Annotated in this window: 22 protein-coding genes; 13 read left to right on the top strand and 9 right to left on the bottom strand. The window is 39.5% G+C overall.

Annotated features, from left to right (window positions below; translation table 11 throughout):
- Positions 1-29 precede the first annotated feature (29 nt).
- Both ushA and AAEY55_RS08220 read right to left on the bottom strand, forming a co-directional pair.
- Entirely contained in the window at positions 30-1646 is a 1617-nt protein-coding gene (gene ushA / locus AAEY55_RS08225; protein WP_197107590.1) for a bifunctional UDP-sugar hydrolase/5'-nucleotidase UshA, read from the bottom strand.
- An 82-nt stretch (positions 1647-1728) separates the two neighbouring features.
- On the bottom strand, positions 1729-1908 hold the full coding sequence (locus tag AAEY55_RS08220) for a hypothetical protein (RefSeq protein WP_041454917.1): 180 nt from the start codon (positions 1906-1908) through the stop codon (positions 1729-1731).
- A gap of 248 nt (positions 1909-2156) precedes the next feature.
- Here AAEY55_RS08220 and AAEY55_RS08215 point away from each other — a divergent pair, with 248 nt between their 5' ends.
- Positions 2157-2897, top strand: coding sequence for a peptidylprolyl isomerase (locus AAEY55_RS08215; RefSeq protein ID WP_011329976.1), 741 nt, complete (start codon positions 2157-2159; stop codon positions 2895-2897).
- A gap of 71 nt (positions 2898-2968) precedes the next feature.
- Here AAEY55_RS08215 and AAEY55_RS08210 read toward each other — a convergent pair whose 3' ends face one another.
- Positions 2969-3388 carry an MAPEG family protein gene (locus tag AAEY55_RS08210; RefSeq protein ID WP_086995727.1) on the bottom strand — a complete coding sequence of 140 codons (420 nt, stop codon included), beginning with the start codon at positions 3386-3388 and terminating at the stop codon, positions 2969-2971.
- A gap of 176 nt (positions 3389-3564) precedes the next feature.
- Here AAEY55_RS08210 and AAEY55_RS08205 point away from each other — a divergent pair, with 176 nt between their 5' ends.
- Positions 3565-6447: an insulinase family protein gene (locus AAEY55_RS08205; protein WP_350550789.1), complete on the top strand. Its 2883-nt coding sequence runs from the start codon at positions 3565-3567 to the stop codon at positions 6445-6447.
- 60 nt (positions 6448-6507) lie between these two features.
- Here the strand turns inward: AAEY55_RS08205 and AAEY55_RS08200 are convergent, their stop codons facing one another.
- A complete protein-coding gene (locus AAEY55_RS08200; protein ID WP_011329979.1) occupies positions 6508-7890 on the bottom strand; it encodes a Na+/H+ antiporter NhaC family protein in 1383 nt (460 codons plus the stop codon).
- Positions 7891-8224: 334 nt separating this feature from the next.
- Between AAEY55_RS08200 and AAEY55_RS08195 the strand changes: the two genes are divergently transcribed.
- On the top strand, positions 8225-8731 hold the full coding sequence (locus AAEY55_RS08195) for a GNAT family N-acetyltransferase (protein WP_089369217.1): 507 nt from the start codon (positions 8225-8227) through the stop codon (positions 8729-8731).
- Between the two features lie 16 nt (positions 8732-8747).
- Here the strand turns inward: AAEY55_RS08195 and AAEY55_RS08190 are convergent, their stop codons facing one another.
- From AAEY55_RS08190 to AAEY55_RS08175, 4 genes are all read right to left on the bottom strand, one after another.
- Entirely contained in the window at positions 8748-9362 is a 615-nt protein-coding gene (locus tag AAEY55_RS08190; RefSeq protein WP_350550785.1) for a PqiC family protein, read from the bottom strand.
- Complete coding sequence (gene pqiB / locus AAEY55_RS08185) at positions 9362-11017, bottom strand: intermembrane transport protein PqiB (RefSeq protein ID WP_193038797.1); 1656 nt, start codon at positions 11015-11017, stop codon at positions 9362-9364. The genes AAEY55_RS08190 and pqiB overlap by 1 nt, the downstream gene beginning before the upstream one ends.
- Positions 11014-12243: a paraquat-inducible protein A gene (locus AAEY55_RS08180; RefSeq protein ID WP_197182297.1), complete on the bottom strand. Its 1230-nt coding sequence runs from the start codon at positions 12241-12243 to the stop codon at positions 11014-11016. The genes pqiB and AAEY55_RS08180 overlap by 4 nt, the downstream gene beginning before the upstream one ends.
- Positions 12244-12400: 157 nt before the next feature.
- Positions 12401-13216 (bottom strand): thioesterase family protein, encoded by an 816-nt coding sequence (locus tag AAEY55_RS08175; protein WP_350550781.1) that lies wholly within the window; start codon positions 13214-13216, stop codon positions 12401-12403.
- A 254-nt stretch (positions 13217-13470) separates the two neighbouring features.
- Between AAEY55_RS08175 and dnaK the strand changes: the two genes are divergently transcribed.
- The 4 genes from dnaK to AAEY55_RS08155 all read left to right on the top strand — a co-directional run bounded on the left by dnaK (position 13471) and on the right by AAEY55_RS08155 (position 17565).
- A complete protein-coding gene (gene dnaK, locus AAEY55_RS08170) occupies positions 13471-15387 on the top strand; it encodes a molecular chaperone DnaK (protein ID WP_011329985.1) in 1917 nt (638 codons plus the stop codon).
- A gap of 189 nt (positions 15388-15576) precedes the next feature.
- Positions 15577-16719 (top strand): molecular chaperone DnaJ, encoded by a 1143-nt coding sequence (gene dnaJ / locus AAEY55_RS08165; RefSeq protein ID WP_011329986.1) that lies wholly within the window; start codon positions 15577-15579, stop codon positions 16717-16719.
- A gap of 76 nt (positions 16720-16795) precedes the next feature.
- Complete coding sequence (ybaK, locus tag AAEY55_RS08160; RefSeq protein WP_089369223.1) at positions 16796-17257, top strand: Cys-tRNA(Pro) deacylase; 462 nt, start codon at positions 16796-16798, stop codon at positions 17255-17257.
- A 56-nt stretch (positions 17258-17313) separates the two neighbouring features.
- Entirely contained in the window at positions 17314-17565 is a 252-nt protein-coding gene (locus AAEY55_RS08155) for a hypothetical protein (protein ID WP_041454920.1), read from the top strand.
- Between the two features lie 14 nt (positions 17566-17579).
- Here the strand turns inward: AAEY55_RS08155 and AAEY55_RS08150 are convergent.
- A protein-coding gene (locus tag AAEY55_RS08150) for an IS3 family transposase (protein ID WP_089369332.1) occupies positions 17580-18760 on the bottom strand; the annotation gives its coding sequence in 2 pieces (ribosomal slippage) (positions 17580-18502 and positions 18502-18760; 1182 coding nt in all).
- A 238-nt stretch (positions 18761-18998) separates the two neighbouring features.
- Between AAEY55_RS08150 and AAEY55_RS08145 the strand changes: the two genes are divergently transcribed.
- The 6 genes from AAEY55_RS08145 (at position 18999) to AAEY55_RS08120 (ending at position 26733) form a co-directional block, all read left to right on the top strand.
- Positions 18999-19262 carry a hypothetical protein gene (locus AAEY55_RS08145; RefSeq protein WP_041454922.1) on the top strand — a complete coding sequence of 88 codons (264 nt, stop codon included), beginning with the start codon at positions 18999-19001 and terminating at the stop codon, positions 19260-19262.
- Positions 19263-19411: 149 nt separating this feature from the next.
- The gene (locus AAEY55_RS08140) at positions 19412-21142 is read left to right on the top strand and encodes an ATP-binding protein (RefSeq protein ID WP_011329989.1); all 1731 of its coding nucleotides are present in this window, start codon (positions 19412-19414) and stop codon (positions 21140-21142) included.
- On the top strand, positions 21135-22499 hold the full coding sequence (locus AAEY55_RS08135; protein ID WP_011329990.1) for a sigma-54 dependent transcriptional regulator: 1365 nt from the start codon (positions 21135-21137) through the stop codon (positions 22497-22499). Before AAEY55_RS08140 ends, AAEY55_RS08135 begins: the two co-directional genes overlap by 8 nt.
- A gap of 187 nt (positions 22500-22686) precedes the next feature.
- A complete protein-coding gene (locus AAEY55_RS08130) occupies positions 22687-23646 on the top strand; it encodes a porin (RefSeq protein WP_182677993.1) in 960 nt (319 codons plus the stop codon).
- 11 nt (positions 23647-23657) lie between these two features.
- Positions 23658-25133: a DASS family sodium-coupled anion symporter gene (locus tag AAEY55_RS08125; protein ID WP_089369226.1), complete on the top strand. Its 1476-nt coding sequence runs from the start codon at positions 23658-23660 to the stop codon at positions 25131-25133.
- A gap of 178 nt (positions 25134-25311) precedes the next feature.
- Positions 25312-26733: a coniferyl aldehyde dehydrogenase gene (locus AAEY55_RS08120; protein ID WP_089369227.1), complete on the top strand. Its 1422-nt coding sequence runs from the start codon at positions 25312-25314 to the stop codon at positions 26731-26733.
- Positions 26734-26782 lie beyond the last annotated feature (49 nt).

Here is a 26782-nt window from a genome sequence, read left to right as displayed (position 1 = left end):
ACTCGTTCCTACTATCTCCAAAATATAGATTATTTAGGGGCAAACTGGGCCGCATCTATTGGGCTGTGCTCTGCAAAAAAACGCTTTAATGCGTTAGAGTCTGTTTCATCAGTAACTACAAAACCTTTTGCTGTGGTTAGTGCAGGGTAGCCATCACCACCTGAGGCGTTAAAGTTATTAATGCTCATACGGTAAGTTTTACTTTTATCTAATGCTTGCCCATTTATTAATACCTTTACTAAGGTGTTGTTTTTATGCTCAAACGATAATTTGTGGTACTGCATGTAAGCGCCTGAATCAGGTGGGAAACGCGTTACAACTTCTAAATATTGCCATAAATCTTCTCCTGCAATATCGATATAAGCCACTCGATTTTGAAACGGTTGGGCTTTTAAAATATCTTTATAACTTACTTCGCCTGCAGCAATACTGTCGCGTACACCGCCGCCACTCATAATACCAAAGTCAGCATCGGTACTGTTCATTTGCGCTTGAATAATAACGCGAGCTAAATTTGTTTGTTGGTAGCGTACTTTATTACGATCGCCCTCAAGTCTGGCATTTACATAACCAATTTTACCTTCAATTTGTTTAGCGCCTTTTTCCTGATACTCGGCTAAAAATGCGTTTAACTGTGGGTTAGGTGTAATGTACTCGTTAGCTAATACACTCGACGTTGTGCCATCCGGGTGTTGTTTATCAACATATAAATTAACGGGTAGGAGTTTATAATTTAAGAGGGTTAGCTGGCCATTTTCAAGTTTAAATTCGGCTTTACCAACATATTTACCCCATTCGTGGGCTTGCATTATCCAAGTGCCATTTTGTTGATCGGGCGTGCAGGCTAGGCCGGGTTTAAAGTTATCGTCATTTACGTTTTTAGCCGCCATACATACAGGCTCTTGAGAGTGACCACCGATGATCATATCTAAGGTGTTAGTTGGCAGTGAGCGCGCAAGTGTTACATCTCCAGGCGCATTAATTGCGTGGCTGGCATCCACATAATGCCCCATATGAGTGAGCGCAATAGTAATGTCGGGGTTATATTGTGCTTTAATTTTTTGTGCTAATTGTGCCGTGATTTCGATTGGATCTTTAAACTCTAATTGGCGAATATATTCGGGATTACCTATTTTGGCTGTATCAGTGGTGGTTAAACCTATAACAGCAATACTCAGCCCATTTTTATTAAATACTTTATAGCTATCAAATACATTTTTACCGGTCGATTTTTCAAATATATTTGCCGATAAAAAAGGAAAGTTAGCCCATTGCTGTTGCTTTTTAAGCACGCTCATCGGGTTATCAAATTCATGATTTCCAAGGGCCATCGCATCATAACCAATTAACGACATGCCTTTAAAGTCAGGCTCAGCGTATTGTAAATCTGACTCTGGAATGCCGGTATTTATATCGCCACCAGAAAGCAGCAGTACTGCATGTCCCTGCGCGATTGCTTTATTGCGTAGCGAGTCAATCAGGGTTTTACGGGCAGCCATGCCATACTCACCTTTTTCATTGTGCCAAAAGCGACCATGATTATCGTTAGTATGCAGTACGGTTAAATATTGTGGGGTGGGGCTAGTGAGTGTAGTACTACACCCAAGTACACTAAAAGCAATGACAAACAAAAAAATTATGCGCATAAAACACCTATTGATTAAAAGCACTTACGTTTATTGGCGCATAGTTTAACTAGTTTGCTACAAAAACACACTTTTACATTCTTTAATCACACTTTAATTTTTTAGTAGCAGCTAACTCTCTACGTTTTAGCTCTTCGCTGGCATATCTGGCTTTTTGATGATTAATACCTACCATCCAGATTAAAAAACTAGCAGGTAAGCGTGTGTAGGGCTCTCCCTTATGTAAACCAAAATCACAAATTTGGTTGTTTTTTTCTGACATTACAATTCTCCATTTACGAATTTGCAGAGGAATCATAACAAAAATAAAACAATTTATAAGTGCATTTTCATTAAACAGCGTTTTTACAAGGATAAGTTCAGTAGGAAGGTGATGAAATGTAATTAAGTTGTAACCGACTTGGTTTGAATTGTATCAGGGGCTATTTTGCAGTCGATTTTTAGTCTTACTCGCATTACTCTAAGTATCACTAAACTTTACACTAAATAAAATAATAATAGGGAAAAACGATGAAAAAGCTTTTATTAGCCTCGTTACTTAGCGCAGTAAGCTTTGCCAGTTCAGCAACCATTGTAGAAGTAAGTACCAGCCAAGGTGTTATTAAAATTAATTTATTTGATCAAAAAACACCAAAAACTGTAGAAAACTTTATGAGTTATTTAGATGATGCAGCGTATAACCAAACAGTGATTCATCGCTCAGTCAAAGATTTCATAATCCAAGGTGGCGGTTTTACCTACTCAGATGATTTTGATCGAATTACAACCAAGCCAGCAGTCATTAACGAACCTATTTACTCTAATGTTAAAGGCACGATTGCCATGGCTAAACTAGGTGGAAACCCAAACAGTGCAACTAGCCAGTGGTTTTTTAACTTAAAAGATAATAGTGCCAACTTGGATGTGCAAAACAGTGGTTTTACTGTGTTTGGACAGATTACGGATGATAGCCAAGCGACTTTAGATAAAATAGCTGCTTTAGTACATTGTGGTGAAATACCGGTAGTTGGTATCACTACAGAGCAGTGCTTAAAAAGTGATGTAACCATTAGTAATGCTAATTTAGTGACTATTCAAAGCGTATTAGTTATAGATGACGATCCTAATTCAGCGCAGAACCTTACACCGGCTAAAAACACTTTAATTAGCCAAGTAGTGCCACCTTCGCAAAAAGAAGATTCAAGCGGTAGTATGGCTTGGTTACTAGGGGCTTTATTATTAGTGTTACCACGTTTAAAGCGCGCTAAATAACAAATACTCAAAATAAAGAAACCCCGCTATGGGTGTTAAATAGCGGGGTTTTTAGTTGTTTAATGTAAGAGTTAAAACAGTAATACCCGCCAAATTATTACCAGCCATAACGCAAATACACTGCCACAGCCTATTAAGAATAGATTAAAGCGTATTCTTATTTTATTACTGCCTAAGTGAACAACGCTATGTAAAATACGCGAAATCACAAACAGCCAAGCTAAAACAGCCACCAGAATGCTTGCACTATTGAGTTGCATTGCAAGTAAGCACCCAGCATAAAACAACACGGGTATTTCAAATTGATTGGTAAAGTTTCTATCAGCAACACGCACATTGTCACCTGCATTATCTAAACGCATAGTGGCAAAGTCGGTTAAATTTATGTGTTTATTTTTAGCTGCGGCAAAACGTCTTTTACCCATAATAATCATTACAATGAGTGAGAGTAAAACTTGGGCGAACATAGCTAAAATGATCAACTTTTCCATGGTTTTTCCTTATTATTATTTGAATTAGTTGCAGTATGCAGGTGTTTTTCACAATGTGTTACACAATTAACGGATAAATTGTGGCAAAACATTAATCTAAAATGTTAATTTAGGCTGTAAATAGCTTTTTAAATAAGCGTAGATCGCAGTTGCGACATACTTTTAATGGAAATAAAATGAAAAAAATTATTGGCTTTAGTGCCATTGCACTTGCTGTACTAAGCGGTTGTTCAAATACATCATCTGTATCTCAAGCACCTCAAACTGTTTTATTATCAGACTCGCTCGTTGTAAGCCCTAATGATAATCGCGAATATAAAACGCTTAAATTAGCTAACGACATTGAAGTTATTTTAGTATCAGACCCCAGTGCTGAAAAATCAGCCGCGGCATTAAGTGTTGGAGTGGGTTTATTACATGACCCAATGAGCCAACAAGGCATGGCCCATTATTTAGAGCATATGCTGTTTTTAGGCACAGAGCGCTACCCAGATACTAAAGGGTACTCTGACTTTATGACCAAAAATGGTGGCGCACACAACGCCTATACTTGGCTCGATATTACCAACTATATGTTTAAAATTAACAACGATGCGTTTGATGAAGGGTTAGATCGTTTTGCTGATTTTTTTAAAGCACCCAAGTTATACCCTGAATACACAGACAAAGAAAAAAATGCAGTAAATGCAGAGTGGTCAATGCGCCGCGAAATGGACTTTTTTGGGCAGTTTAAACTAGCGCGTAAAATGATGGGTGACCACCCAGCTAACCGTTTTTTAATTGGCAACCTAGAAACCTTAGGTGACAAAGAAGGCAGCTCATTACACAAAGAAACAGTTGATTTTTATAATAAATACTACTCTTCAAATATTATGAAAGTAGCGCTTATTTCTAATTTGCCAATTGCGGCAATGGAGCAAAAAGCACAAAAATACTTTGCTGATATTAAAAATAAAAACATCGAAAAACCAACAGTAACCGCCAAGCTTAACTTTGATAATGCCGGTGGTAAGCGCGTGTTTTATGCCCCTAATGAAGATGTAAAACAGTTACAACTTGATTTTACCATTAGCAATAACAATAACGAATTTGCACTCAAGCCTAATCGCTTTGTGGCCTACTTATTAAGTAATGAAATGCCTGGCAGTCCAGCGCAAATATTACGTGATAAGGGGTGGGTATCGCAATTGTCAGCATCGGCAGTGCCAACCCACTATGGCAACTACGGGTCGTTAAACGTTAACGTAGAGCTTACCGATACAGGCATGCAAAATCGTGAAACGATAGTGGCGACTATAATGCAGTATATTGAATTGATTAAAAAAGAGGGCGTTGATAGTAAATACTTTAACGAAATTCGTACCTCGTTAAATAATCAATTTAAGTTTTTAGAAAAAGGTGATGAGTTTAACTATGTAAGTACATTGACTCAAAGCATGCAAGACTACCCGTTAAATCATGCCATTAATGCGCCTTATTATTACGCTAAGTTTGATGCAGACTCAGTAAATAAAGTGCTTAAACAATTAAATGCCGACACTTTACGCATTTGGTATGTATCGCAGCAAGAAGAAACCGACTCACAGCTTCACTTTTACGACGGTAAATACCGCATTAGTGACATAAGCGCACAGGAAGTTGCAAGTTGGAACAAAAAAAGCCAGTTTAATTTAGCGCTACCGAGCGTAAATAACTTATTACCAGAAAATTTTGCTATTAAAACCCAAGCATTTAAACAGCAAAAATCCCCAGAGCTTGCTTATGATAAAAATGGCGTGAAAATATGGCGTCAGGCAAGTCAAAAATTTGCCGAGCAACCAAAGGGACTTGTTGAAGTTTATATAAATACCCAGCCGGGGCTAAACGATGTAAAAGCGGAGGTTTTATACTCTGTTTGGGCCGATCTGTACAACATACAGCAAAGCCAACTAAGCACTGAGGCTGCTATTGCAGGTATGAGCGTAAACCTTGCACCCAGTAATGGTTTAGTTTTGTCTATGAGTGGCTTTACAGATAAGCAAAATGTACTGCTTAAACAAGCATTAAGTGGGTTAAACAGTGATATTAGTGGGCAAGCATTTAACCAAGCTGTAGATCGTTTTAAACGTAATTTACTTAACCAGCAAAAACAATTTCCTTACGCGCAAGCATTTGCTGAATATACAAAATTAAGCCGTACCGGTAGCTTTGATACTGATACTTTAATTAGCACAGCCAACACTTTAACTTTAGCTGATTTTAATGCTTTAAAACAAAACACCTTTGCTAATAACGATTTACGCGTATTTAGTTATGGTAACTATAACCAGCAAGACATAGCAGCAATAGCATCCGAGCTGAGTGCTATTTTGCCAAGTAACTATAAACACACTGAGTTTGCGCGAAGTGAAGCATGGTTACCACAACCAGGTGAAACCATAGTGTTACAAAAAGATATAGATGTAGCCGATGTAGCCGTGGTTGATATGACAGTTCATCCAACACCGGGTTACAAACAAAAAGCACAAGCTGCCGTGCTACAAGGGCATTTTAGAACCATTGCATTTGATAAAATGCGTACCGAGGAGCAACTTGCGTATGCCGTTGGTGCGTTAGCTCGCCCCATTGAGGATTACTCAGCGATTGGTTTGTTTATTCAAACACCAGTAAAAGGGCCAAAAGAAATACAAACGCGTTTTGATCTGTTTAAAAAAGAGTATGCAATTGAGCTCGACAACATGAGTGAGGAGACGTTTGCACAGCTTAAAAATGCCACGTTAGTATCGCTTAAAGAGCAACCTAAAAACTTAAGTGACGAAATGAGCCCACTATTAAATGATTGGTATCGTGAAAACTTTAATTTTGATTCAAAGCAACAGTTAATAAATGAAGTTGAGAAAGTAACGCTTAGCGATATTAAAGACTATTACCAACAAACAATGCTTAACCCTAATGCGGCACGTTTAAATGTGCAATTACGCGGGACTAAGTTTATAGAAAGTGACTTCGCCGATTTACCAAATCAAACAAAAATCACCACGCTAGATGCCTATTACAATGGTATTAAACTACAAAAATAAGCTTTATTTATACAGCTAAAAATAAACCCCAATGTATTGCTACATTGGGGTTTTTTTAATTTAAGCCATTAATAAAAAGCCTATCACCGCAAGTGCTGCAGCAATAAGCGTATAAGGCAATTGTGTAACAGCGTGGCTCATTAAGTTACAGCCAGCGCCTTGGGCTGCTAATACCGTTGAGTCTGAATAAAAACATGCTTGGCTGCCAAACGATGATGCTGATAATAACGCGCCAATGACTAATGGAATATTAGCATCTACCGCCGTTGCCAGCGGCATAACAATAGGAATAGACACAGCAAATATTCCCCAGCTTGAGCCCGTTGCAAATGCTAAAACAGACATTGCAATAAATACCACTGCAGGCAAGTAACCCGCGGTCATGTATGGGCTTAAACTATTAATAACATATTGCGGCAAGCCAATTAAATCGCACACATCTTTAAATATAAACGCGGCTATAACCGTGCCTATAGCCGGTATCATGCTTTTAAATCCATCGAGCATACGTTCAATCATTTCACTAAACGACATTAATTTTTGTAACGCATAAAATGGCAAAATTATAGCCATAGTGGCCAGTAAACCTTTATAAACGTCTATCTCAAAGTAAACGGTAAAGCCGACTAATAAAATAATAGGCAATAAAAAGTTATGTAATTTACCTTTAGGATCAGCATCTTCAAAATTTTCTTCTACTGCTTTTACCGCGTACTCGTCTGCTGTTTGTACTTCACTGTATTGCGCCGGATCGACTTGTGCTTGCTCAATTTGTGCCATCTGTTCTGCTTTTTTCATTGGGCCAAAAGCAGGGATCACTCCAAGTACCACTAACAGCACAACGAGTACCGCAAACCATGCGTAAAACATATACGGAATAGCCTGAATATAAACAGCAATGCCTTTACCTTCTTCAGCAATACCGTTATCTACAAGTAAACCACCAAAAAATACCGCCCACGTAGATAGGGGCACAAGTACGCAAATTGGTGCCGCAGTTGAGTCGACAACGTAGGCTAGCATTTCGCGGCTTACTTTAAATTTATCGGTAATGCGTTTCATGGTTTCACCCACAGTAAGCGCATTTAAATAGTCATCAATAAAAATAACTAATCCAAGGCAAAAGGTCATAAATAATGAAGAGCGTTTGCCCTTAGTGTATTTAAGTGCCAACTTACCAAATGCAGAAGCACCACCGGTACGGACTAATAAGGCGATTAACGCACCAAAACCACCACACACTAATATTAGCCAGCCAATGGTTTCGTCACTCATTACTTTAAGTGAGGTGCTGGCAAAATTAGCCAATACCTGCGAGGGATCAGCCATTATGAGCCCAACAAGGGCACCAATTAATAAAGATAAAATAGGGCGGCGTAGTACTACAGCCAAAATAACTACCACTAAAGGCGGCAGTAAGCTTAACGCAGAAGGTTCAAGCATTTAAGTATTCACAAAATTAAAAGCATATTTAAAAATTTAAACTGCTTAACAAAAACAAAGAAGATGATAAGTTAGTTGTCTTATCACTTTCCAAGTCACTGCTTTTGCACGCGATATCACTAGGGAACTGTTATTTTAAATTAATAATCAGCAGTAATATGCGTTGGCTTGGCGCCAGACGGTGCAAGGAGTGCAACCGCTTTTGTTATGCCTATAAAAACATCGGCGCAAAAGTAATCTGCTTTACATCTTCAGTCAACAAATAAATGCTTTAATTGACTCATTTTTATAATTTAGGTGACTATAGCGCTACAAACCAAAAGGATAACAATACATGCGAAGGCAATTTAATACCGAGCGATTAATTATTCGCCATGCTGTTGAAGCAGATGCTGGCGATTTATTAAAGTTAGTAAATCAAAAAAGTTTTATAAAATACATTGGGGATAAAAAAATTTATACCCTTGAGGATGCTATAACCTATATTAAGCAAGCTTTTAGTGAGGCGCACCAATCGCAAGGGTTTGGCCCTTATGTGATCACTTTAAAAAATCAGCAGTTAGTGGGGGTTGTTGGTTTTTATAGCCGTGCAATGTTGCAGCACCCCGATATAGGGTTTGCGTTATTAACAGCGTTTGAAAAACAAGGGTATATTTACGAAGCTGCAAAAGCGTTAGTTGAAAATAAAAGTATATATGGCATTAATAAATTATGCGCCATTACCTCAATAGATAATAGCGCATCACAAAATGTGTTAATTAAGCTTGGCTTTAAGCCACAAGGGCAAGTAATAATAGATAAAGAAAGCCGCAGCGTTGTTTCTTTATTTTTATATCATTAAATAATTTTAGTAATGATTATTTAAACCGCGTTTGTTCAATTTGCTTGGCTACTGCTAGGTTGATTTCTTGCCAGGTTTTTTCAAGCGTTGCTACTAGCGCATCATAGCCGTCACCGTCGAGTTGCGTTACATTAGCAAAATTGTGCAAACTTAATAAGCGTCGGCCTGTTTCGGGATGGGTATAATATAAACGCCATAGCCCAGATATATCTGCGTTGCCTTGTAGGTCGCCATTAAAATGATGAATTTCATATTCTAATTCATAAAAAGTTTGTTGATCTAGCTCGGTGATCACCGGTAAACCTTTTATTACCATCCAGTTAGGTAGGGCATTAAAGAGTGTTTGTTGGGCACTTACGGTGAGCATCGAATCAGGTGACTCACCCCATAAGTGATAGTTTGCTGCATGAATTTGATTGTGATCTATTCTCATAGCAATGCCGCGATTATTTAAGGCACCTCTCAGTACAACTGTTTGTACTCTTAATTGCGCATCAGTTGCACTTACATCTCTAGAGGAGGCAACAATAGGTTGTTCAAACTGATAATACGCGATGGCAGTTTGAATTGATGAACTACAACCGCTAAGCAGTAAAACGAGTAAAATAACAAAAAAAGATGATTTAACCATTATTGCTTCCTTGGTTTTGGGTCTGCGGGTAATGCTTTATCAAATATAAACATATTAGGCTGCTCATTTAGGCCTTTAGTTAGCGGCTGTAGCTGCTCACTTAAACGTTTAAACTCTTGTAAGGTTTGCTGTAGCTGATTATTAAACTGCGAACCTGCTTGATAGCTGGCCATGGTTTTATCAAATTGGCGCATAGTGACTTCAAATTGTTCCATACTCTTAGTCATTTTTTTGAAATTTTGATTAAAGTCACCCGGTAAATTTTGTGTGTCTTTTTGGTTTAGCAAATCGCGCATGTCGTTGGCCAACCCTTGGTAGTCGCTAAAAGTGGCTTGCATTTGTGCTAAGCTATCTTCGATTTTTAACTCGTTTACCTTATTAAGTACATCAGAAACCTGATCGGCTAATACAGTAATACCGCTAGATATACTTGGAAAAACATCATATTGAGCCAGTTTTTCTAGTTTTGCATCAGGCGCATCGGTATAAATGTCAAAGTCGACATACACAGCACCGGTAAGTAAATTACCTGGTTTAAGCGAAGCGCGCATACCATTGCTTACCCAGCCATTTAAACTCGTTTGCCAATACTCTTTAGCTAAATCGTTATCGTGGTACAGGCGCCCATATTCTATTTTAATAAGCACAGGTACAGCCGTATTTTGGTTTTTAAAGTGAGCTGGTTTGCCGTTAATAATCACATTGGCAGGGGCTTCTACTACTGTACCAATTCGAGTTCCTCGGTATTCAACCGGAGCGCCAGCGCGCAGGCCGCGAATTGATTGCTCAAACTCAATAAGATAGTAGTCAAAGTCGTAAAAGCGCTCTTCTAGTGCTTCTTTATAGCTTTGACTAAGCGAAAAGCTATGCTCATTTTGGGCAATATCGCCAGGTGCTTGTTGATCGGGTAAGCCCACCGATATACCGCCTTTTAAAAGTTTACTAAGCGATCCGGTATTAATGTTTATGCCATCAGCAGAAAGGTCAATTTCTATACCTGAGTTAACCCAAAAAATAGAATTTAAGGTGATCAGGTTTTCGTAGGGTGCTTTAATAAAAATACCGTACTTCATGGCTTGGTTTTTCCAATCAAATGTCGCGGTTTCTATTTGCCCAATTTTATAGTTTTTGAAAAATATACCGGTACTTACTTCAAGTACCTCAGCGTTGTAGCTCAATAACTTAAAGCGTCCGCCTTTAACATCTTTACCGATTAAGGCCGGCTCGTCTTGTAGTTCAAACTTTTCTTTTTTCTTTTTACTTTCTCCAGGCGAAAACTCTAAATATACACCTGATAAAAGCGTACTCATGCCACTAATGCCGGTTTCATCTATACGCGGTTTTACCACCCAAATTTTGGCATCTTCGGTGAGTAAGTTATCGTAGTTTTTATCTATTTGAGCGCGGGCAATAACACTGTCTTGCGAGTCGGATAAACGCACATGATCTATTTGGCCAATTTTAACACTGCGTACTTTAATTTCGGTTTTTCCCGCAACTATCCCCTCCGCTTGTGGCATGGTTATATAAATAGTGGGGCCTAAATTAGTTTGGTATTGATAAAGCATCCAAACACCCACAAACAGGGCAATAACGGGAATAATCCAAATTGCAGAAATTTTTGATTTTTGTGTAATATTAGCGGTTTCGGTCATGCATTATTCTCTGCGTTATTATTTTTAGGTGAATCCCATAGCAAACGTGGGTCAAAGGCGTGAGCTGCCATCATTTGACATAGTACCATAACAGTAAAAAAGGCAACGCCTAAGCCGGGCGTTACCGACATTAAGTTACCCAATTGTACCAAAGCAACTAAAATGGCCACAACAAACACATCAATCATAGACCATTTCCCAATAAATTCAGTTAGTTGATAAATACGTGTATACCCTATGGTGTGATCATTTGCGGGTTTGGCAACCATAAAGCACAAAAAGCTCAATACTAAAGCCTTTGCAAGTGGGACTACAACACTGGCAATAAATATAATCATGGCAATAGGGTATGAGCCATTTTGCCACAGTGCAATAACACCAGCAATTAAGGTTGAAGGGCTTTCATCACCTAAACTGGTGGTATACATAATGGGTAAAACATTGGCTGGAATATAGCAAATAATAGAGGTAATTAACCAAGCCGTAGCTTTTTGTACACTGTTGGGGTTTCTAAGATAGGTTTTACTATGGCAACGATTACAAACACTTTGCGTGCATAGTTGATGGCACACATGGCAAGCTTTAATATCGTTATCAATGGCGCGATGAGTAAGGTTTATATTTTCAAGTTTTTCTACTGGGCCAATTTGTGCCCACAAGCGGGGGCGGTTTAAATGTGTTAACGCACTAATATATAAAATAACAAAGCCCACATAAGCCCAAAAGCTCACCCCAAAACTAATATCGGCGAGAGACATTATTTTAACCATACTAACAAGTACGCCAATGAGAAAAATCTCCGACATAATCCAAGGTTCAAGCGCTAGGGTAAATTTTAATAATCGTCGAGCAATACCTTGAGGTAGCGCTCTAAGCGCACCTAAGTGTAATGGTATTAGTATAATAAGTAAGCTCATAGGCAAGGCTATAATACTTAAATCAATAAACAGCCCTAATAAGTTACTATCATAATTAAATAAAATACGCGCGGCATCGGGCAAGGTTATAGTTTGCGTAATACCACTGCTGCTAAACGAAATAAAAGGATAAAACATGCTGCTGAGTAGCATTAGCAAGGCACTAAAGCTCAGCGCTACAACTCGGCTGTCGTGATCTGTATCTGAGTCAGAAACCTTATGCCCGCAATGGGGGCACGTTGCGACATTTTTAGCCTCAACCAGGGGGACCTCAATAATATAGTCGCAACAAGGACACGCTATTTGCAAAGTGTTCGCTTAGAATTAAACAAAGAGTTAAATTTTGCTATAATTATCGCCTAAATACAAATGTTATAACTGTTGTTGAGCGTAATTAATTATTAGTTAAGAGTGCATTGCAGTGGCACTCGCTACATTATATATAGCTAATACCACTGCTTATACATCAATCAAATAATGCCACTGTTTGGCGAGTAAGGGCAATCAGCTCACCCGATTGCGACCAAATACAGCCGTCTTCTAAGCCGTAACCACCTTTTGCATGATGGGTAATTGCTTCAAAGCCCAACCATTGACCAGGAGTTAAGTTAGGCTCTTGCACAAACTCTAAATACCACGACATACTACTAGCAGGCGCTGGTTGTTTAAACATTTGTAATAAGGTAGGAGGCCATGCATCGGTTAGCGCTATAACATGTGCTTCTGTAATGGCCGCTGGAGTTTCTTTAAAGCGCATCCACCCACCTAAATGGGAGGTTTCTGCACTGCTAAAAGGCATAGCACCTTGTTGTGGGCATAAATCAACATGTTGAAAAAACTCCGGCATTTGCCCTTGTATAAATGGCAATGTATGGCGCTCATTAACTTCCTGTAAGCCTAACGACTTTGCAACGGGTACATTAATAGCTGAGTTGCGGTTACTAGCAAAGCAGGCTTGTACAATTACACACACTTGTTCATTTTGAATTGCTTTGGCCAGTACTTGAGTACTACTTTTGCCTTCACGCAGTATTTCTACAGATAAAGAAAATGGCGTATCGGCAAGCAGCGGGCCAACAAAGTTAGTACTTAAAGATAATAACCGGCGCACACTATTTACTTGAGCTCTCATTGCTTGATATAAAAGTGCTGCAGATAACCCACCAAAAGCGGTGCGCCCTTGGCACCAATTAGCTTCAAACTGCATGGTGTTTGCCACATTATTAGTGTCGTCTTGATTATTAATATTAGCGGCTTGTTGCAGTAAATGATCGAAATTCATTAGTTAGCGTGTCCTTAAAAGTACGAATTACTAAATATATAACACAGCCGAACTTGTCAGACCAGCAATTAAAGTTCAATACAAACGGCGTAAAAACCAGCGTTGCTAGCAAATATTGCACTTTATTTAGCTTATTTTGTAAAAAAATCAAAAAAAATGATATTTTTTTCATTTTTACAGTTGAATTAAGTTTGCAGCATCCCTATTAACTAGTCATCGAACGTATTAACGAATATTGAAGTTGGAGAAATTTCATGGGTAGAATTATTGGAATAGACTTAGGTACTACAAACTCTTGTGTTGCAGTACTTGATGGTGGCAAAGCACGTGTTATTGAAAACGCGGAAGGCGATCGCACAACCCCGTCTGTTATTGCTTATACGCAAGACGGTGAAACTTTAGTTGGTCAGCCAGCTAAACGTCAAGCGGTTACTAACCCAACAAACACAGTATTTGCTATTAAGCGTTTAATTGGTCGTCGTTTTGAAGACGAAGAAGTACAACGCGATATCGGCATCATGCCATTTAAAATAGTTAAAGCCGATAACGGTGATGCATGGGTTGAAGCGGGCGGCGAAAAACGCGCTGCACCACAAATCTCTGCTGAAATCCTGAAAAAAATGAAAAAAACGGCTGAAGACTTCTTAGGTGAAGCAGTAACTGAAGCGGTTATCACAGTACCGGCATACTTTAACGATTCACAGCGTCAAGCTACAAAAGATGCGGGTCGTATTGCTGGCCTTGAAGTTAAACGTATCATCAACGAGCCAACTGCTGCAGCACTTGCTTACGGCATGGACAAAAACCGTGGTGAAAACATTGTTGCAGTATACGACTTAGGTGGCGGTACTTTCGATTTATCAATTATTGAAATTGATGAAGTTGAAGGCGAGCACACGTTTGAAGTACTTGCTACAAATGGTGACACGCACTTAGGTGGTGAAGATTTCGATAACCGCGTAATCAACTACCTAGTAGCTGAATTTAAGAAAGACCAAGGTCTAGACTTAAAAACTGACCCACTTGCAATGCAACGTGTTAAAGAAGCTGCTGAAAAAGCGAAGATTGAACTATCTTCTGCACAATCTACAGAAGTAAACCTTCCGTATGTAACTGCAGATGCAACAGGTCCTAAGCACATGAACGTGAAACTAACACGTGCTAAGCTTGAGTCACTTGTTGAAGACTTAGTAACTAAGTCAATTGAACCATTAAAACGTGCACTTGCTGATGCTGATTTATCAGTAAGCGACATCAACGACATTATTCTTGTTGGTGGCCAAACACGTATGCCTTTAGTACAAAAAACAGTTGCTGAGTTCTTTGGTAAAGAGCCACGTAAAGATGTTAACCCTGATGAAGCTGTTGCAGTAGGCGCGGCAATTCAAGGTGGTGTACTAGCTGGTGACGTTAAAGACGTACTATTACTAGACGTTTCTCCATTATCTCTAGGTATTGAGACAATGGGCTCGGTAATGACAGCACTTATTGAGAAGAACACCACGATTCCTACTAAGAAATCGCAAACTTTCTCAACAGCTGAAGATAATCAGTCTGCAGTAACAATTCATGTACTGCAAGGTGAGCGTAAGCGTTCAAGCGACAACAAATCTCTAGGTCAATTTAACCTAGAAGGTATTCGTCCAGCACAACGTGGTACACCACAAATCGAAGTAACATTCGATGTGGATGCCGATGGTATCTTACATGTATCTGCTAAAGATAAAGATACAGGTAAAGAGCAAAAAATTACGATTCAAGCATCTTCAGGCTTAAGTGATGAAGAAGTTGAACAAATGATTCGTGATGCTGAAGCGCATGCTGAAGATGACAAAAAATTCGAAGAGCTAGTAGCGACTCGTAACCAAGCAGATGCAATGGTTCACGGTACACGCAAGCAAATTGAAGAAGCTGGCGATGCACTTCCAAGTGAAGACAAAGAAGCGATTGAAGCGGCTGTAGTTGACCTTGAAACTGCTATTAAGAGTGACAAGAAAGACGAAATTGAAGCTAAAACTCAAGCGCTTGCTGAAAAGTCTCAAAAGCTTATGGAAATTGCACAAGCTAAAGCTCAACAAGGTTCAGCTGACGCAGGCGAGCAACAACAATCTGCTAAGCAAGATGACGACGTAGTTGATGCAGAGTTTGAAGAAGTTAAAGACGACAAGTAATTGTTGCTTACGCTTCTAGCTAACACAAAGCACTGTAACTTAGTTAAGTGTTTAAGTTAGAATGAACGATTGAGGCGCGCAGGCAATAGCTTGACGCGCCTTTTGCATGAGAATTAGGTGGTAAATCGATACGATTTATCGGTTTATCAAGCAGCCTAGCTGCAAATAGAAAAGAGTAGTGTGGTAGATATGTCAAAACGCGATTATTACGAAGTCCTCGGCGTAAGCAAAGATGCGAGTGAGCGAGACATTAAAAAAGCGTATAAACGCTTAGCGATGAAATATCATCCAGATCGTACTTCAGGCGACAAAGAGCTTGAAACAAAGTTTAAAGAAGTAAAAGAAGCTTACGAGATATTAACTGACGCGCAAAAACGTCAAACTTACGACCAATACGGCCATGCAGCTTTTGAGCAAGGTGGCGGCGGTGGTGGTCATGGTGGTTTTGGCGGCGGTCATGGCGACTTTGGCGATGTTTTTGGTGATGTTTTTGGCGATATTTTTGGTGGCGGCGGTGGCCGACGTCAATCTCGTCAGCAACGTGGATCTGATTTGCGTTACAACATGGACTTAAGCTTAGAAGAAGCGGTTCGTGGTAAAGAAGTCGAAATTAAAATACCAACTTGGGTAGGTTGTGATCCATGTGATGGCAGCGGTGCAAAAGCCGGATCCAAGCCTAAAACATGTACTACGTGTCATGGTGCTGGGCAAGTACAAATGCGCCAAGGCTTTTTTGCTGTTCAGCAAACGTGTCCTACGTGTCAGGGGCAAGGTCAGATTATATCTAACCCTTGTGACAGCTGTCATGGACAAGGCCGCGTAGAAAAAACGAAAACCTTATCGGTTAAAATTCCTGCGGGTGTAGATACCGGCGATCGTATTCGCTTAACGGGTGAAGGCGAAGCGGGAATGCATGGTGCGCCTTCTGGCGACTTGTACGTGCAAGTATCTGTTCGTGAACACCGTATTTTTGTACGTGACGCAAATAACTTACATTGTGAAGTTCCTATTAGCTTCACTACAGCGGGTCTTGGTGGCGAAATTGAAGTGCCAACACTTGATGGTCGCGCTAAGCTTAAAATTCCTTCTGAAACACAAACGGGCAAAATGTTCCGTATGCGTGGCAAAGGCGTTAAATCTGTTCGCAGTGGTGCAATTGGCGACTTAATTTGTAAAGTGGTTATTGAAACACCAATAAACCTGAACGAACGTCAGCGTGAATTATTAGAAGAATTAGAAGAAAGCATGGGCAAAGATAGCTCAAAAAACCGTCCTAAAGAGCAAGGCTTTTTTGACGGTGTTAAAAAGTTTTTTGATGATTTAACTAAATAATTAATGTGTTTTATAATATTAAACGGCGCTCTTTAGAACGTCGTTTTTTTTGCTTAAAATAATAGCGTAGCAACATATGACACCAGCAATAGAGTTACTGAAAAAACAAAAAATTGGTTTTGAATTATTAAGCTATGAGCACGATCCAAACACCACTAACTTTGGCCTTGAAGCAGCCCAAAAGCTAAACCTTAATAGGGATCAGGTTTTTAAAACCATAGTGCTGGAAAACCAAGATGGACAGCTCATAGTCGCCATTACACCTGTTTCTCAGCAAGTTAACTTAAAGCTGCTTGCCTCATTGTGTGGCGCTAAAAAGGTAGCTATGGCTGCGGCAAAAAAAGTGCAAGCAAGCACAGGTTATGTATTAGGAGGCGTGAGCCCACTGGGACAAAAAAAATGTCTTGCCACTTTTTTGCACAGCAGTGCTGCACAATTTGCATGTATTTATGTAAGTGCAGGTAAACGAGGCTTAGACATTGCAATTAACCCCCATGAGTTAGCCAAATTAACAGCAGCAGTGTTGGGGGAATTTTAATCAGCATTGATTTTATAACACTTAGTTAATTAAATTACTGCAAAAATGGAGGACAAATGGCAAAGCCAAATAAAAAAGGGCCAACCAAAACGGTCGATATATTTTGCTCAAGCTGCAGGGCACCTCTATTTAAGTATCGTAAAGGGGGAAAAGGTGCGTTAGTTAAATGTTTTATTGAGCGCATTAGCCAAGACTATACTAAGCAGCCTTGTATTTGCCCAAAATGCGAACGCCCATTTGCGCGGCCTGCAATTATTAAAGGCACAGCTGCATATAAAATGATTGGTGGAAAAGTTACTTTTAAATAAGGCATCTGTAGTGGTCAATAAAATTTGGCCACAGTTTTAGAATCTTTGTATCTGATCTCAGACTCATTTGGCGCTAAACCAGCATTATAATGATGCGGCCTAACGTTGTTATAATATCCGTTGATATAATCACTTACACTATATTTAGCTTCTTTAAAGTTTTCATATCCAACCTTTGGCATCCATTCCGTTTTAAAGCTTCTAAAAAACCGCTCCATTGGCGCATTATCCCAACAATTTCCGCGTCGACTCATGCTTTGTGTAATTTTATAGCGCCACAAACGTTGGCGGTACTTCAAACTCGTATAATGGCTACCTTGGTCTGAGTGAAACATCAATCCACTTGGCCTGCCTCTGCTTTCATAAGCCAACTCAAGCGCTTTTAGCGTTAAGTTAGTATCTGGCGACAACGACATTGCCCAGCCAACGACTTTGCGCGCAAATAAATCAATAACGACTGCTAAATAAGCCCAGCGATTACCTGTCCAAATATACGTCACATCACCGCACCACACAGTATTCGGTTCAACAACATCAAACTGCCTATCTAGCAAATTTGGGATTTCAAAATGCTCATTACCACCACGTTTATATTGATGTTGTGGTACTTGGCAGCTCTCTAGTTTTAGTTTAACCATCAGCTTAGCGGCACGATAACGGCTTAATTCAAAATCGTTATTTGTTGCTATTGCTGCTATTGTTCGCGCCCCTGCTGAACCACCGCTCATCGTATGTATTGCTTTAACTTCAGCTTCTAACCTTACTTGCTCAGGTGTTGGCGTTGTATCCCGTATAGCCCAATATCTATAGCTGCTACGATGCACATTGAATACGCTACACAGCAGACTAATTGGATAACGCTCTCGTTGATTTAACTTCTCGATTAACGAGAATTGTTCAGGGAGTCGGACATCAAGAGAGCGGTAGCCTTTTTTAATATATCCTTTTCTAATTCAATGCTTTGTATTTGCTTTTTAAGTTCACGGATTTCAATTTGTTCGGGCGTCATTGGTGAAGCAGCTGGTGACTGACCATTACGTTCTTGTTTTAATTGAGTAACCCAGTTACTTACGGTTGATTTACCAACCCCCATAGCTTTGGCTGCTTCTTCTTGTGTATAGCCTTGGTCAACTACAAGCTGAGCTGTTTCTAATTTGATTGCCGCAGAATATGTTGCACGTTTTAATTTCGTCATTTTTTCACCCAAATTTGTATGCTTATTAGCATAACACTTCTTTCTTAATGGGTGGCCAAAATCACTGTACCACTACAATCTGTTTATTTCAATATTCCGATTAGGGCGGACATAAGCCCTTGATTGAATTTGCTACATTGATAAACTTAACCGGTTTTGCTGTTTCAATGATTGAAAAATACCCTCCCCACGGATCGGGCCAGTCAATTGGGTTTTTAAAATGGAAAAGGATAGACGTGTGATTGCACTTTTATTTGATATTGTAGGTATGACGGGTACTGCTTTAGTAGTGGGTTCATTTTTTTTGTTACAACTAAATAAAGTATCACCAGCGAGTTTGCTTTATAACATGATGAACTTAACCGGCGCTATATTGCTGCTTATTAGTCTTTGTTATAACTTTAATTTAGCCAGTTTTGTAATTGAAATATTTTGGATTGCAGCCTCTTTAATTGGTTTATATAAATATGTTAAAAATAAACCAAAGCTAGGCAAAGCTTAATTATACTTTTATACCGTGAAATTGCCTTATTTCACGGTTTTTATGTTTTTAATACAATTGTTAACAAAAAGTTTATATCTCTCTTTGCATTATGCAGATAAACTATACCCCATTATTAATAGCTAACATTACCCGTTTTATAGGCGTTTATGTTCTTCATTCCTAAAAAAATTATTTTCGCATTTTTATTGCTACTCTTGTTGTTAACAGTCACTTTTTGGTTTGGTCGAATACATGACTTAGAGCAAGCAAAAAAACAAGCCGACCAACAAGTAAGCCAATTAAATAACTACATTGATAATGAGCTTGCTCGATTTGCTGCGATCCCGCAATTACTCACCAATAACAACTTACTCATTCGCTTTACTAATAATGAAGAAGAGCATTATAGCGCTATTAACAACTACTTAGCGGATATACAAAAAGCCAGTGGCGCATCTGATATTTATATACTTAATACTCAGGGCGAGGTTGTTGCGAGCAGCAATTGGCAGGCCGATTATACATTTTTAGGGAGTAACTTTTCATTTCGACCGTATTTTAAACAAGCATTTGCGGGTGAAAAGGTAGCTTATTTTGCGCTTGGTCAGCGTTCAAAAGAGCGTGGATTATATTTTTCGCAGGCTATTTATCATGAAGGTAAAGCAATTGGGGTTGTGGCGCTAAAAGTAAATGTTGCTAAGTTTGAAGACGACAGATCGCTGCTTAATACGGCAGCAGGTAGTCATTTTTATTTACAATTAGCAGATAATGTTATTGCTATGTCGGATGAGCCTAATTGGCGTTTAAACAGCTTTCAAGAGCTGGATATTGCAGCCAGGCGGGAAATAAATCAACGTCGTGCTTATTTAGACTACCAGCCGGGTCTTATTCCTTTACAACAATTTAATAGCCAAAACATTGCACAATTTAAAATTGCTAAGCGTTTATATGTAGTGGCCTCTAAGCCATTAAAACACTTTAATGCCCAAATGAACGTATTAGTAGATGTTTCTAACATAGCAGCCATGCAGTTACCTCGGTTGTTATGGTTGATGATTTTTTATTGTGTGTTTATTTTTATCGTTTATAGCTTACTTGCACGTTTTGCTGGTTATAAAAAACTACTTTATTCTAGGCACAGTTTAGAGCAAAAAGTGATTGAGCGTACCCAAGCACTTGAAAAAGCTCAAACCGCTTTAGTACAGTCTGCAAAACTTGCCACCATAGGGCAATTAAGCGCAGGCATAAACCATGAAATTAACCAGCCTTTGTGTGCCATGAACGCTTATTTAGCCAGTGCAAAAATATTGCTAAATAAAGGTAAGTTAACAGCATTAAACGAGAACTTAGTCATTATTGAGGGCTTAGTAGAGCGGGTGCATAAAATTGTTGCGCAATTAAAACACTTTAGTAAACCTTCAAAAATGCAACTAAGGCCGCACCCTTTGTCGGCATTATTAAATAACGCTTTAATGATCACTCATTCACAACTAAAACAAGATGATATTAGCGTTATTCCTCCGCAGTTTGAGCAAAATATTACCGTTTTGGTCGATTCGCTTAAGTTTGAACAAGTATTAGTTAACGTTATTACTAATGCATCGCAGGCAATGAGTAACTGCGCAACGCGGCAATTAAGTTTTGAAGTTGAATGCTTTGATGGACGCGTAAAACTATCGATATTAGATACAGGATCTGGCATAGAACACCATACTTTAGGCTCTATTTTTGAACCATTTTATAGTACCAAGTCGAGTACTGGTTTAGGCCTTGGTTTATCAATATCTAAGCAAATTATCGACTCGTTTGATGGTCGTTTAAGTGCGCATAATCGCCCAGAAGGGGGGGCGCAGTTTATTATTTGTCTTTGGAGTACCGCGGAGTCACAACATGATTGAGCCACTGCTTTGTAAACAGGTAATGGTTATTGATGATGAGGCGATGATCCGCGATTCGTTAAATCAATTACTCACTTTGGAAGGCTACCAAGTTCAATGTTTTAGTGATGGGGCAACGGCGCTTAGTCGCTTAAGCCGAGGCTATAGCGGCGTGGTCCTTAGCGACATTAATATGCCAGCAATGGACGGGCTTACGTTACTTGAGCAAATAAAAGCGTTTGATAGTGAGTTACCGGTTATATTTTTAACTGGGTATGCCGATGTGTCGGTGGCGGTAAAAGCGATGCAGTTAGGCGCTTATGATTTATTTGAAAAACCCCTTAACGAGCATTTAATAGATTGTATTGCTAGAGCGTGCGATAAACGCAGCCTGGTAATGGAAAACCGCGCTCTTAAACGCGCGGTAGAAAAAACCTCAGCGCCGGGTGTGCGTATTTTAGGTGATACGCCTAAAATGCAGCACATGATGAAGCTGCTTAATACCGTGATAGATACTCCTGCAGATATATTAATTGAAGGTGAAACTGGGACTGGCAAAGAGCTGGTTGCACGTTACTTACACGACCACAGTAACCGTTCAAGCTGTCAATTTGTGGCGATTAACTGTGGTGCTGTGCCAGAGCAGCTCATAGAAAGTGAACTGTTTGGTGCTGTAAGCGGTGCATACACTGGGGCCACAAAAAATAGAAAGGGTAAATTTGAATTTGCCCAAGGTGGCACTGTTTTTTTAGATGAAATAGAAAGCACCCCGTTGTCGTTACAAGTAAAGTTACTGCGTGTACTAGAGGAGCGAAAGGTAACGCCGGTTGGCGCTAATCATACCGTTAACTTAGATATTCGCATTGTTGCTGCTACTAAAGTTGATTTGCTGGCATTGGTGAATGAAGGTGGGTTTAGAGCCGATTTATATTATCGCCTTAGTTTGGTCAAAGTAAGCATTCCAGCGCTGCGCGATCGAAAAGCTGATATTCCTTTATTATTTAAGCATTTTAGCTCAATTGCGGCAACGCGGTTTTATAAACCACTTGGGGCATTAAATGTAGAGTTAGAACAACGTTTATTAGCCTATGACTGGCCAGGTAACGTGCGTGAACTAAGAAACCAAGCAGAACGAGCAGTATTGTTAGGGCCTGAATTAGCATTTGCGCAAAGTGATTCAGCTGATCAACAAGTGTTATCACAAGATTTAAGTTTGGCCGAAAAGGTCAGTTATTATGAGCAATCTTTAATAGAAGAAGCGTTAGAGCGTAACCATGGCAGTATAAAAAACACCATGGGCACGCTGCAAATTGCGCGTAAAACCTTGTACGACAAAATGAGTAAATATGGTCTAAATCGGGATATGTTTACTGATTAGGGCATGTAGTAGTGTGCGATAAAGGTGATGTTTTTAAATAAAAGTGTGCGGATATCCGCACACTTTTTTGCTTTAAAAACAGTGTTAATCATTTAACTTGCTGAAATTTATGTTTATTTAGTAGTTGGCCACCATTTTGCTTAATGGGTGTACAACAATAAGTAGATTCTAATTTTTAGGACACATGATGATAAACAACACACACGTTAAACGCTCTGCGCTTACTTTATTGTGTAGCATAACTGCCTTACCTAATATGGTATTAGCTGCTGAATATTCTGTGTATGGTAAAGCAGAAGTACAAATAGCTAAAACCGATACAGGCGTTATGCGCTACGCCGATGAAGGCACACAAATAGACGCGCCATTTTCACGCATAGGGATCAAAGGACAACACACACTTAACGAGTACGTTAGCGCAGTATTTAAATACGAAGTACAAGTAAAGGGCTTTGAACATGACGATACTAACGAGCCGTTTGCAGCGCGTAATACCTATTTAGGTTTAAAAGGAGCGTTTGGTGAAATAGTTGTCGGTAGAAACGATACCCGCTTTAAATACTCAGAAGGTAAGCTGGATAATTTTAACGAAACACAAGCCGATATAGCACAAGTTATTGCTGGGCAAGACCGCCTTGGCGATACCATCACTTACACTTCAAGCTATTGGCATAATGCTCAGTTTTCATTTACTTATGCCCCCAAAGACGATAATAAAGATAACCAAGCGGGTTTTGCCGCTACACTTATTTACGGTGATCGTAATTTAAACAATACGCCATATTATATTTCTTTAAGCCATGTTGACTCACTTAATAATATTAAAGCGAGTCGGATTGCAGGTGTTTATAAGTTTGAGCAGTTACAGCTAGGTGCTTTGTATCAACACTCAGAGTCAATAGATGGCACTAAATCAGGCAATGGCTATGTACTAAGTGCAAGCTATACCTTAGATAAATGGGTTCCTAAATTACAGTTTGCAAAAGATGACTCAGCACTGCGTCAAGAGTCAGAAGCCACTCAGTGGAGTACAGGTTTAGACTATGTATTTGATAAACAAACCACGGCTTATCTTTTATATACAGACTTAGACTTAGAAGAAAACGCCGATAGCAGCTTAGCGCTTGGTCTTAGGTACAAATTTTAAGGTTTGGATAAATGACACAACAAATTTTGCAAAATAACGCGCCTAAAAACCAATTTAAGCAATGGTTATTACTGCTACTTGGGCCAAGCATAATGCTATTGACCTGTTTACTCGATCCCCCTACGGGCATGTCCAGTGCAGCGTTTAAAACTGCTGGGTTAGCATTTTGGATGGCGTCGTGGTGGGTAAGCGAAGTAGTGCCTATTCCGGCGACTGCTTTATTGCCACTTGTTATATCGCCACTGGCTGGTATAGCAGGTATGAAAAGTGTAGCCGCGCCTTATGCTCATCCATTAATATTTTTATTTTTAGGTGGGTTTTTAATTTCTATCGCAATGGAGCGCTGGGGGTTACATAAACGCATAGCACTGAGCACTATGCTGTATGCAGGCACTAAGCCTAGCTTGCAGATTTTAGCTATGATGCTAGTTACGGCCTTTTTATCTATGTGGATGTCAAACACAGCTACCGCAGTGATGATGTTACCAATAGCCTTGTCTATTACACATTTAGTAAAGCAGTCAGATCCTAGCAATGAAGGGTTTGGTAAAGCTTTACTACTTTCTATTGCTTATGGTGCCAGTATTGGTGGTATTGCAACATTAATCGGTACTCCGCCGAATGCATTAATGGCGGCTTATTTGTCCGACAGCTACCAAATAGAAATTGGCTTTGCACAATGGATGCTAGTGGGTGTGCCACTGGCGGTAAGTATGCTGTTTATTAGTTGGATTTGGCTTACAAAGTTTGCTTATAAAGTAGACGCAGGTATTAAAAATAATCAAAAAATAGACACCAAAGCTGTATTTACTGAACAATTAAAAGCACTTGGTGAAATGCAACGCGCCGAAAAAGGCGTGTTATTTGTATTTGTGCTTGCTGGTGCGTGTTGGATATTTAGACCTTTGCTAGGCGAGTTTAGTGGTTTGAGTATTTCAGACACCACTATTGCGATTGCCGCGGCGCTATTATTATTTGTATTACCTGCAAATAAAGGCACTAACGAGCGTATTTTAGATTGGGAAAGTGCTGCTAGAGTACCTTGGGGCGTATTATTATTGTTTGGTGGTGGCTTAACACTTGCCTCGCAAATAAAGTCATCGGGCTTGGCGCAATATATTGCACAAATGATTCAAGGTGCGAGTGCTATTCCTCTCGTTATGAGTATTTTAGTGGTCGTTGCATTAATTACATTTTTAACCGAAATCACCAGTAACACCGCCACCGCGGCTGGTTTTTTACCCTTACTTGGCCCCGTTGCAGAATCGATTGCAGGCTCACCACTTGTGTGGGTTATTCCGGCGGCGATTGCCTGTAGTTGTGCATTTATGATGCCAGTAGCCACCCCGCCAAACGCAATTGTGTTTGGCTCAGGGCAAATACAAATGCGCGACATGATACGCGCAGGCTTTGTGCTTAATATTGTGGCAATTGTTTTAATTACTTTAGTAACAATGACAATTGCAGCGCAAGTATTTGGCTTTTAAATTACGCAGCTATTGGCTGCTAAACAACAGCCAATAGCTGCAACAGTTACCACTTAGTTCCAACCAAAACCAGAGTAGTTTTGTATATAGTTCAATACTATGCAAAATTACTCTTTATTGCTCGTATTACAGAACAAGGTTATAGTCTCAAATAACTTTAAAATTTGAGTAATCTATTTTGACTATCGACGCACCGCAAACACCTTCGTTAACTGCACAATTTGATGAGTTACAACAGTACTTTATAAAAACTCCTTACTTGTCGATTAATAAACGCATCACAGTGTTAAAGCAATTGCGCAGTCGTGTTGTAGAGTTTGAGCAAGAGCTGATAGACGCAGTATCAAAAGACTTTGGTTATCGCACCGCATTTGACACCTTGCTAGGCGATATATTACCCACCATGCAAGCCTTAGCGCACACCATAAAAAAACTACCAAAGTGGTCTAAACCAAGCAAGCGATCAGTAGGTTTAAGCTTATGGCCTTCAAAGGTGAGCGTAACATACCAGCCTAAAGGCGTGGTTGGCATTATAGCGCCTTGGAATTACCCAATACAGCTTGCCATTGTGCCTGTTATTACCGCATTGGCAGCGGGTAATCGTACAATGTTGAAGCTCAGTGAGTTTACCCCCCACACCAATCAAGTGCTTGAAAAGCTATTTAGTGGTGAACTAGAGCAGCATTGTAAAATAATACAAGGGGGGAGTGACGTTGCTAGTGAGTTTTCATCGCTGCCATTTGCACACCTGTTTTTTACAGGCTCAATTGCGGTAGGTAAGTTAGTAATGGGCGCTGCAAGTGCTAATTTAACGCCAGTTACCTTAGAGCTTGGCGGTAAATCGCCTGTTATTATTACTGAAAAAGCAGATATTAAAAAAGCGGCGCAAGCAATACTCTTTGGTAAAATGGCCAATGCTGGTCAAATTTGTGTTGCCCCCGATTATGTATTTGTACCCAAAGAGCTTGAGCATCAGTTGGTGCAACACTTGTGTGAATTATATAAGAAACACTACAAACAAGGGGTAGAAGGTAAAAATTTAACCTCTATTGTAAGCGATGCTCACTATGCACGCTTATCTGGCTATTTAGAACAAGCACAGCAGCTAGGCGCAACCATAATTAAACCTCTTGAAGATAACCAGCAAGACCCAGATAAACATCGAATGGGGCTAAATATTGTCACCCAAGTAACCGATGAAATGCAATTAATGAAAGATGAGCTATTTGGCCCAATATTACCTGTAATGAGTTACACCAACTTAGAGCACGCAATAAGTTATATAAAGCAGCATCATCACCCATTAGCCTTGTATATTTTAGGGCAAAATAAACAAATTCAAGAATATATTATAAAGCAAACACTAAGTGGTACTGTTGCGGTTAACGACACCTTAGTGCAAGTAACTGCCGATGATGCGCCGTTTGGTGGAGTGGGGCATTCTGGAATGGGGCATTATCATGCTAATGAAGGGTTTTTAACCTTTAGCCATGCTAAAAACACGCTGGTTTCTGGATCATTCAATCCACGTATCGGCATGCTACTTAAACAAAGCAAAGTACTAATTAAGTTATTAAAGTGGCTTTATATTAAAAAGTAGTGAATATAACAAAAAGGCTAAACTCATCTTACTGCATTAGTTAGTATTA

Origin of the sequence: Pseudoalteromonas sp. 120-MNA-CIBAN-0494, from assembly GCF_040308885.1 — a bacterium.
GTDB classification, from domain to species: domain Bacteria; phylum Pseudomonadota; class Gammaproteobacteria; order Enterobacterales; family Alteromonadaceae; genus Pseudoalteromonas; species Pseudoalteromonas nigrifaciens.
The sequence above is the reverse complement of the archived record's forward strand: the minus strand, read 5'-3'. Positions and strand labels throughout refer to the sequence as shown.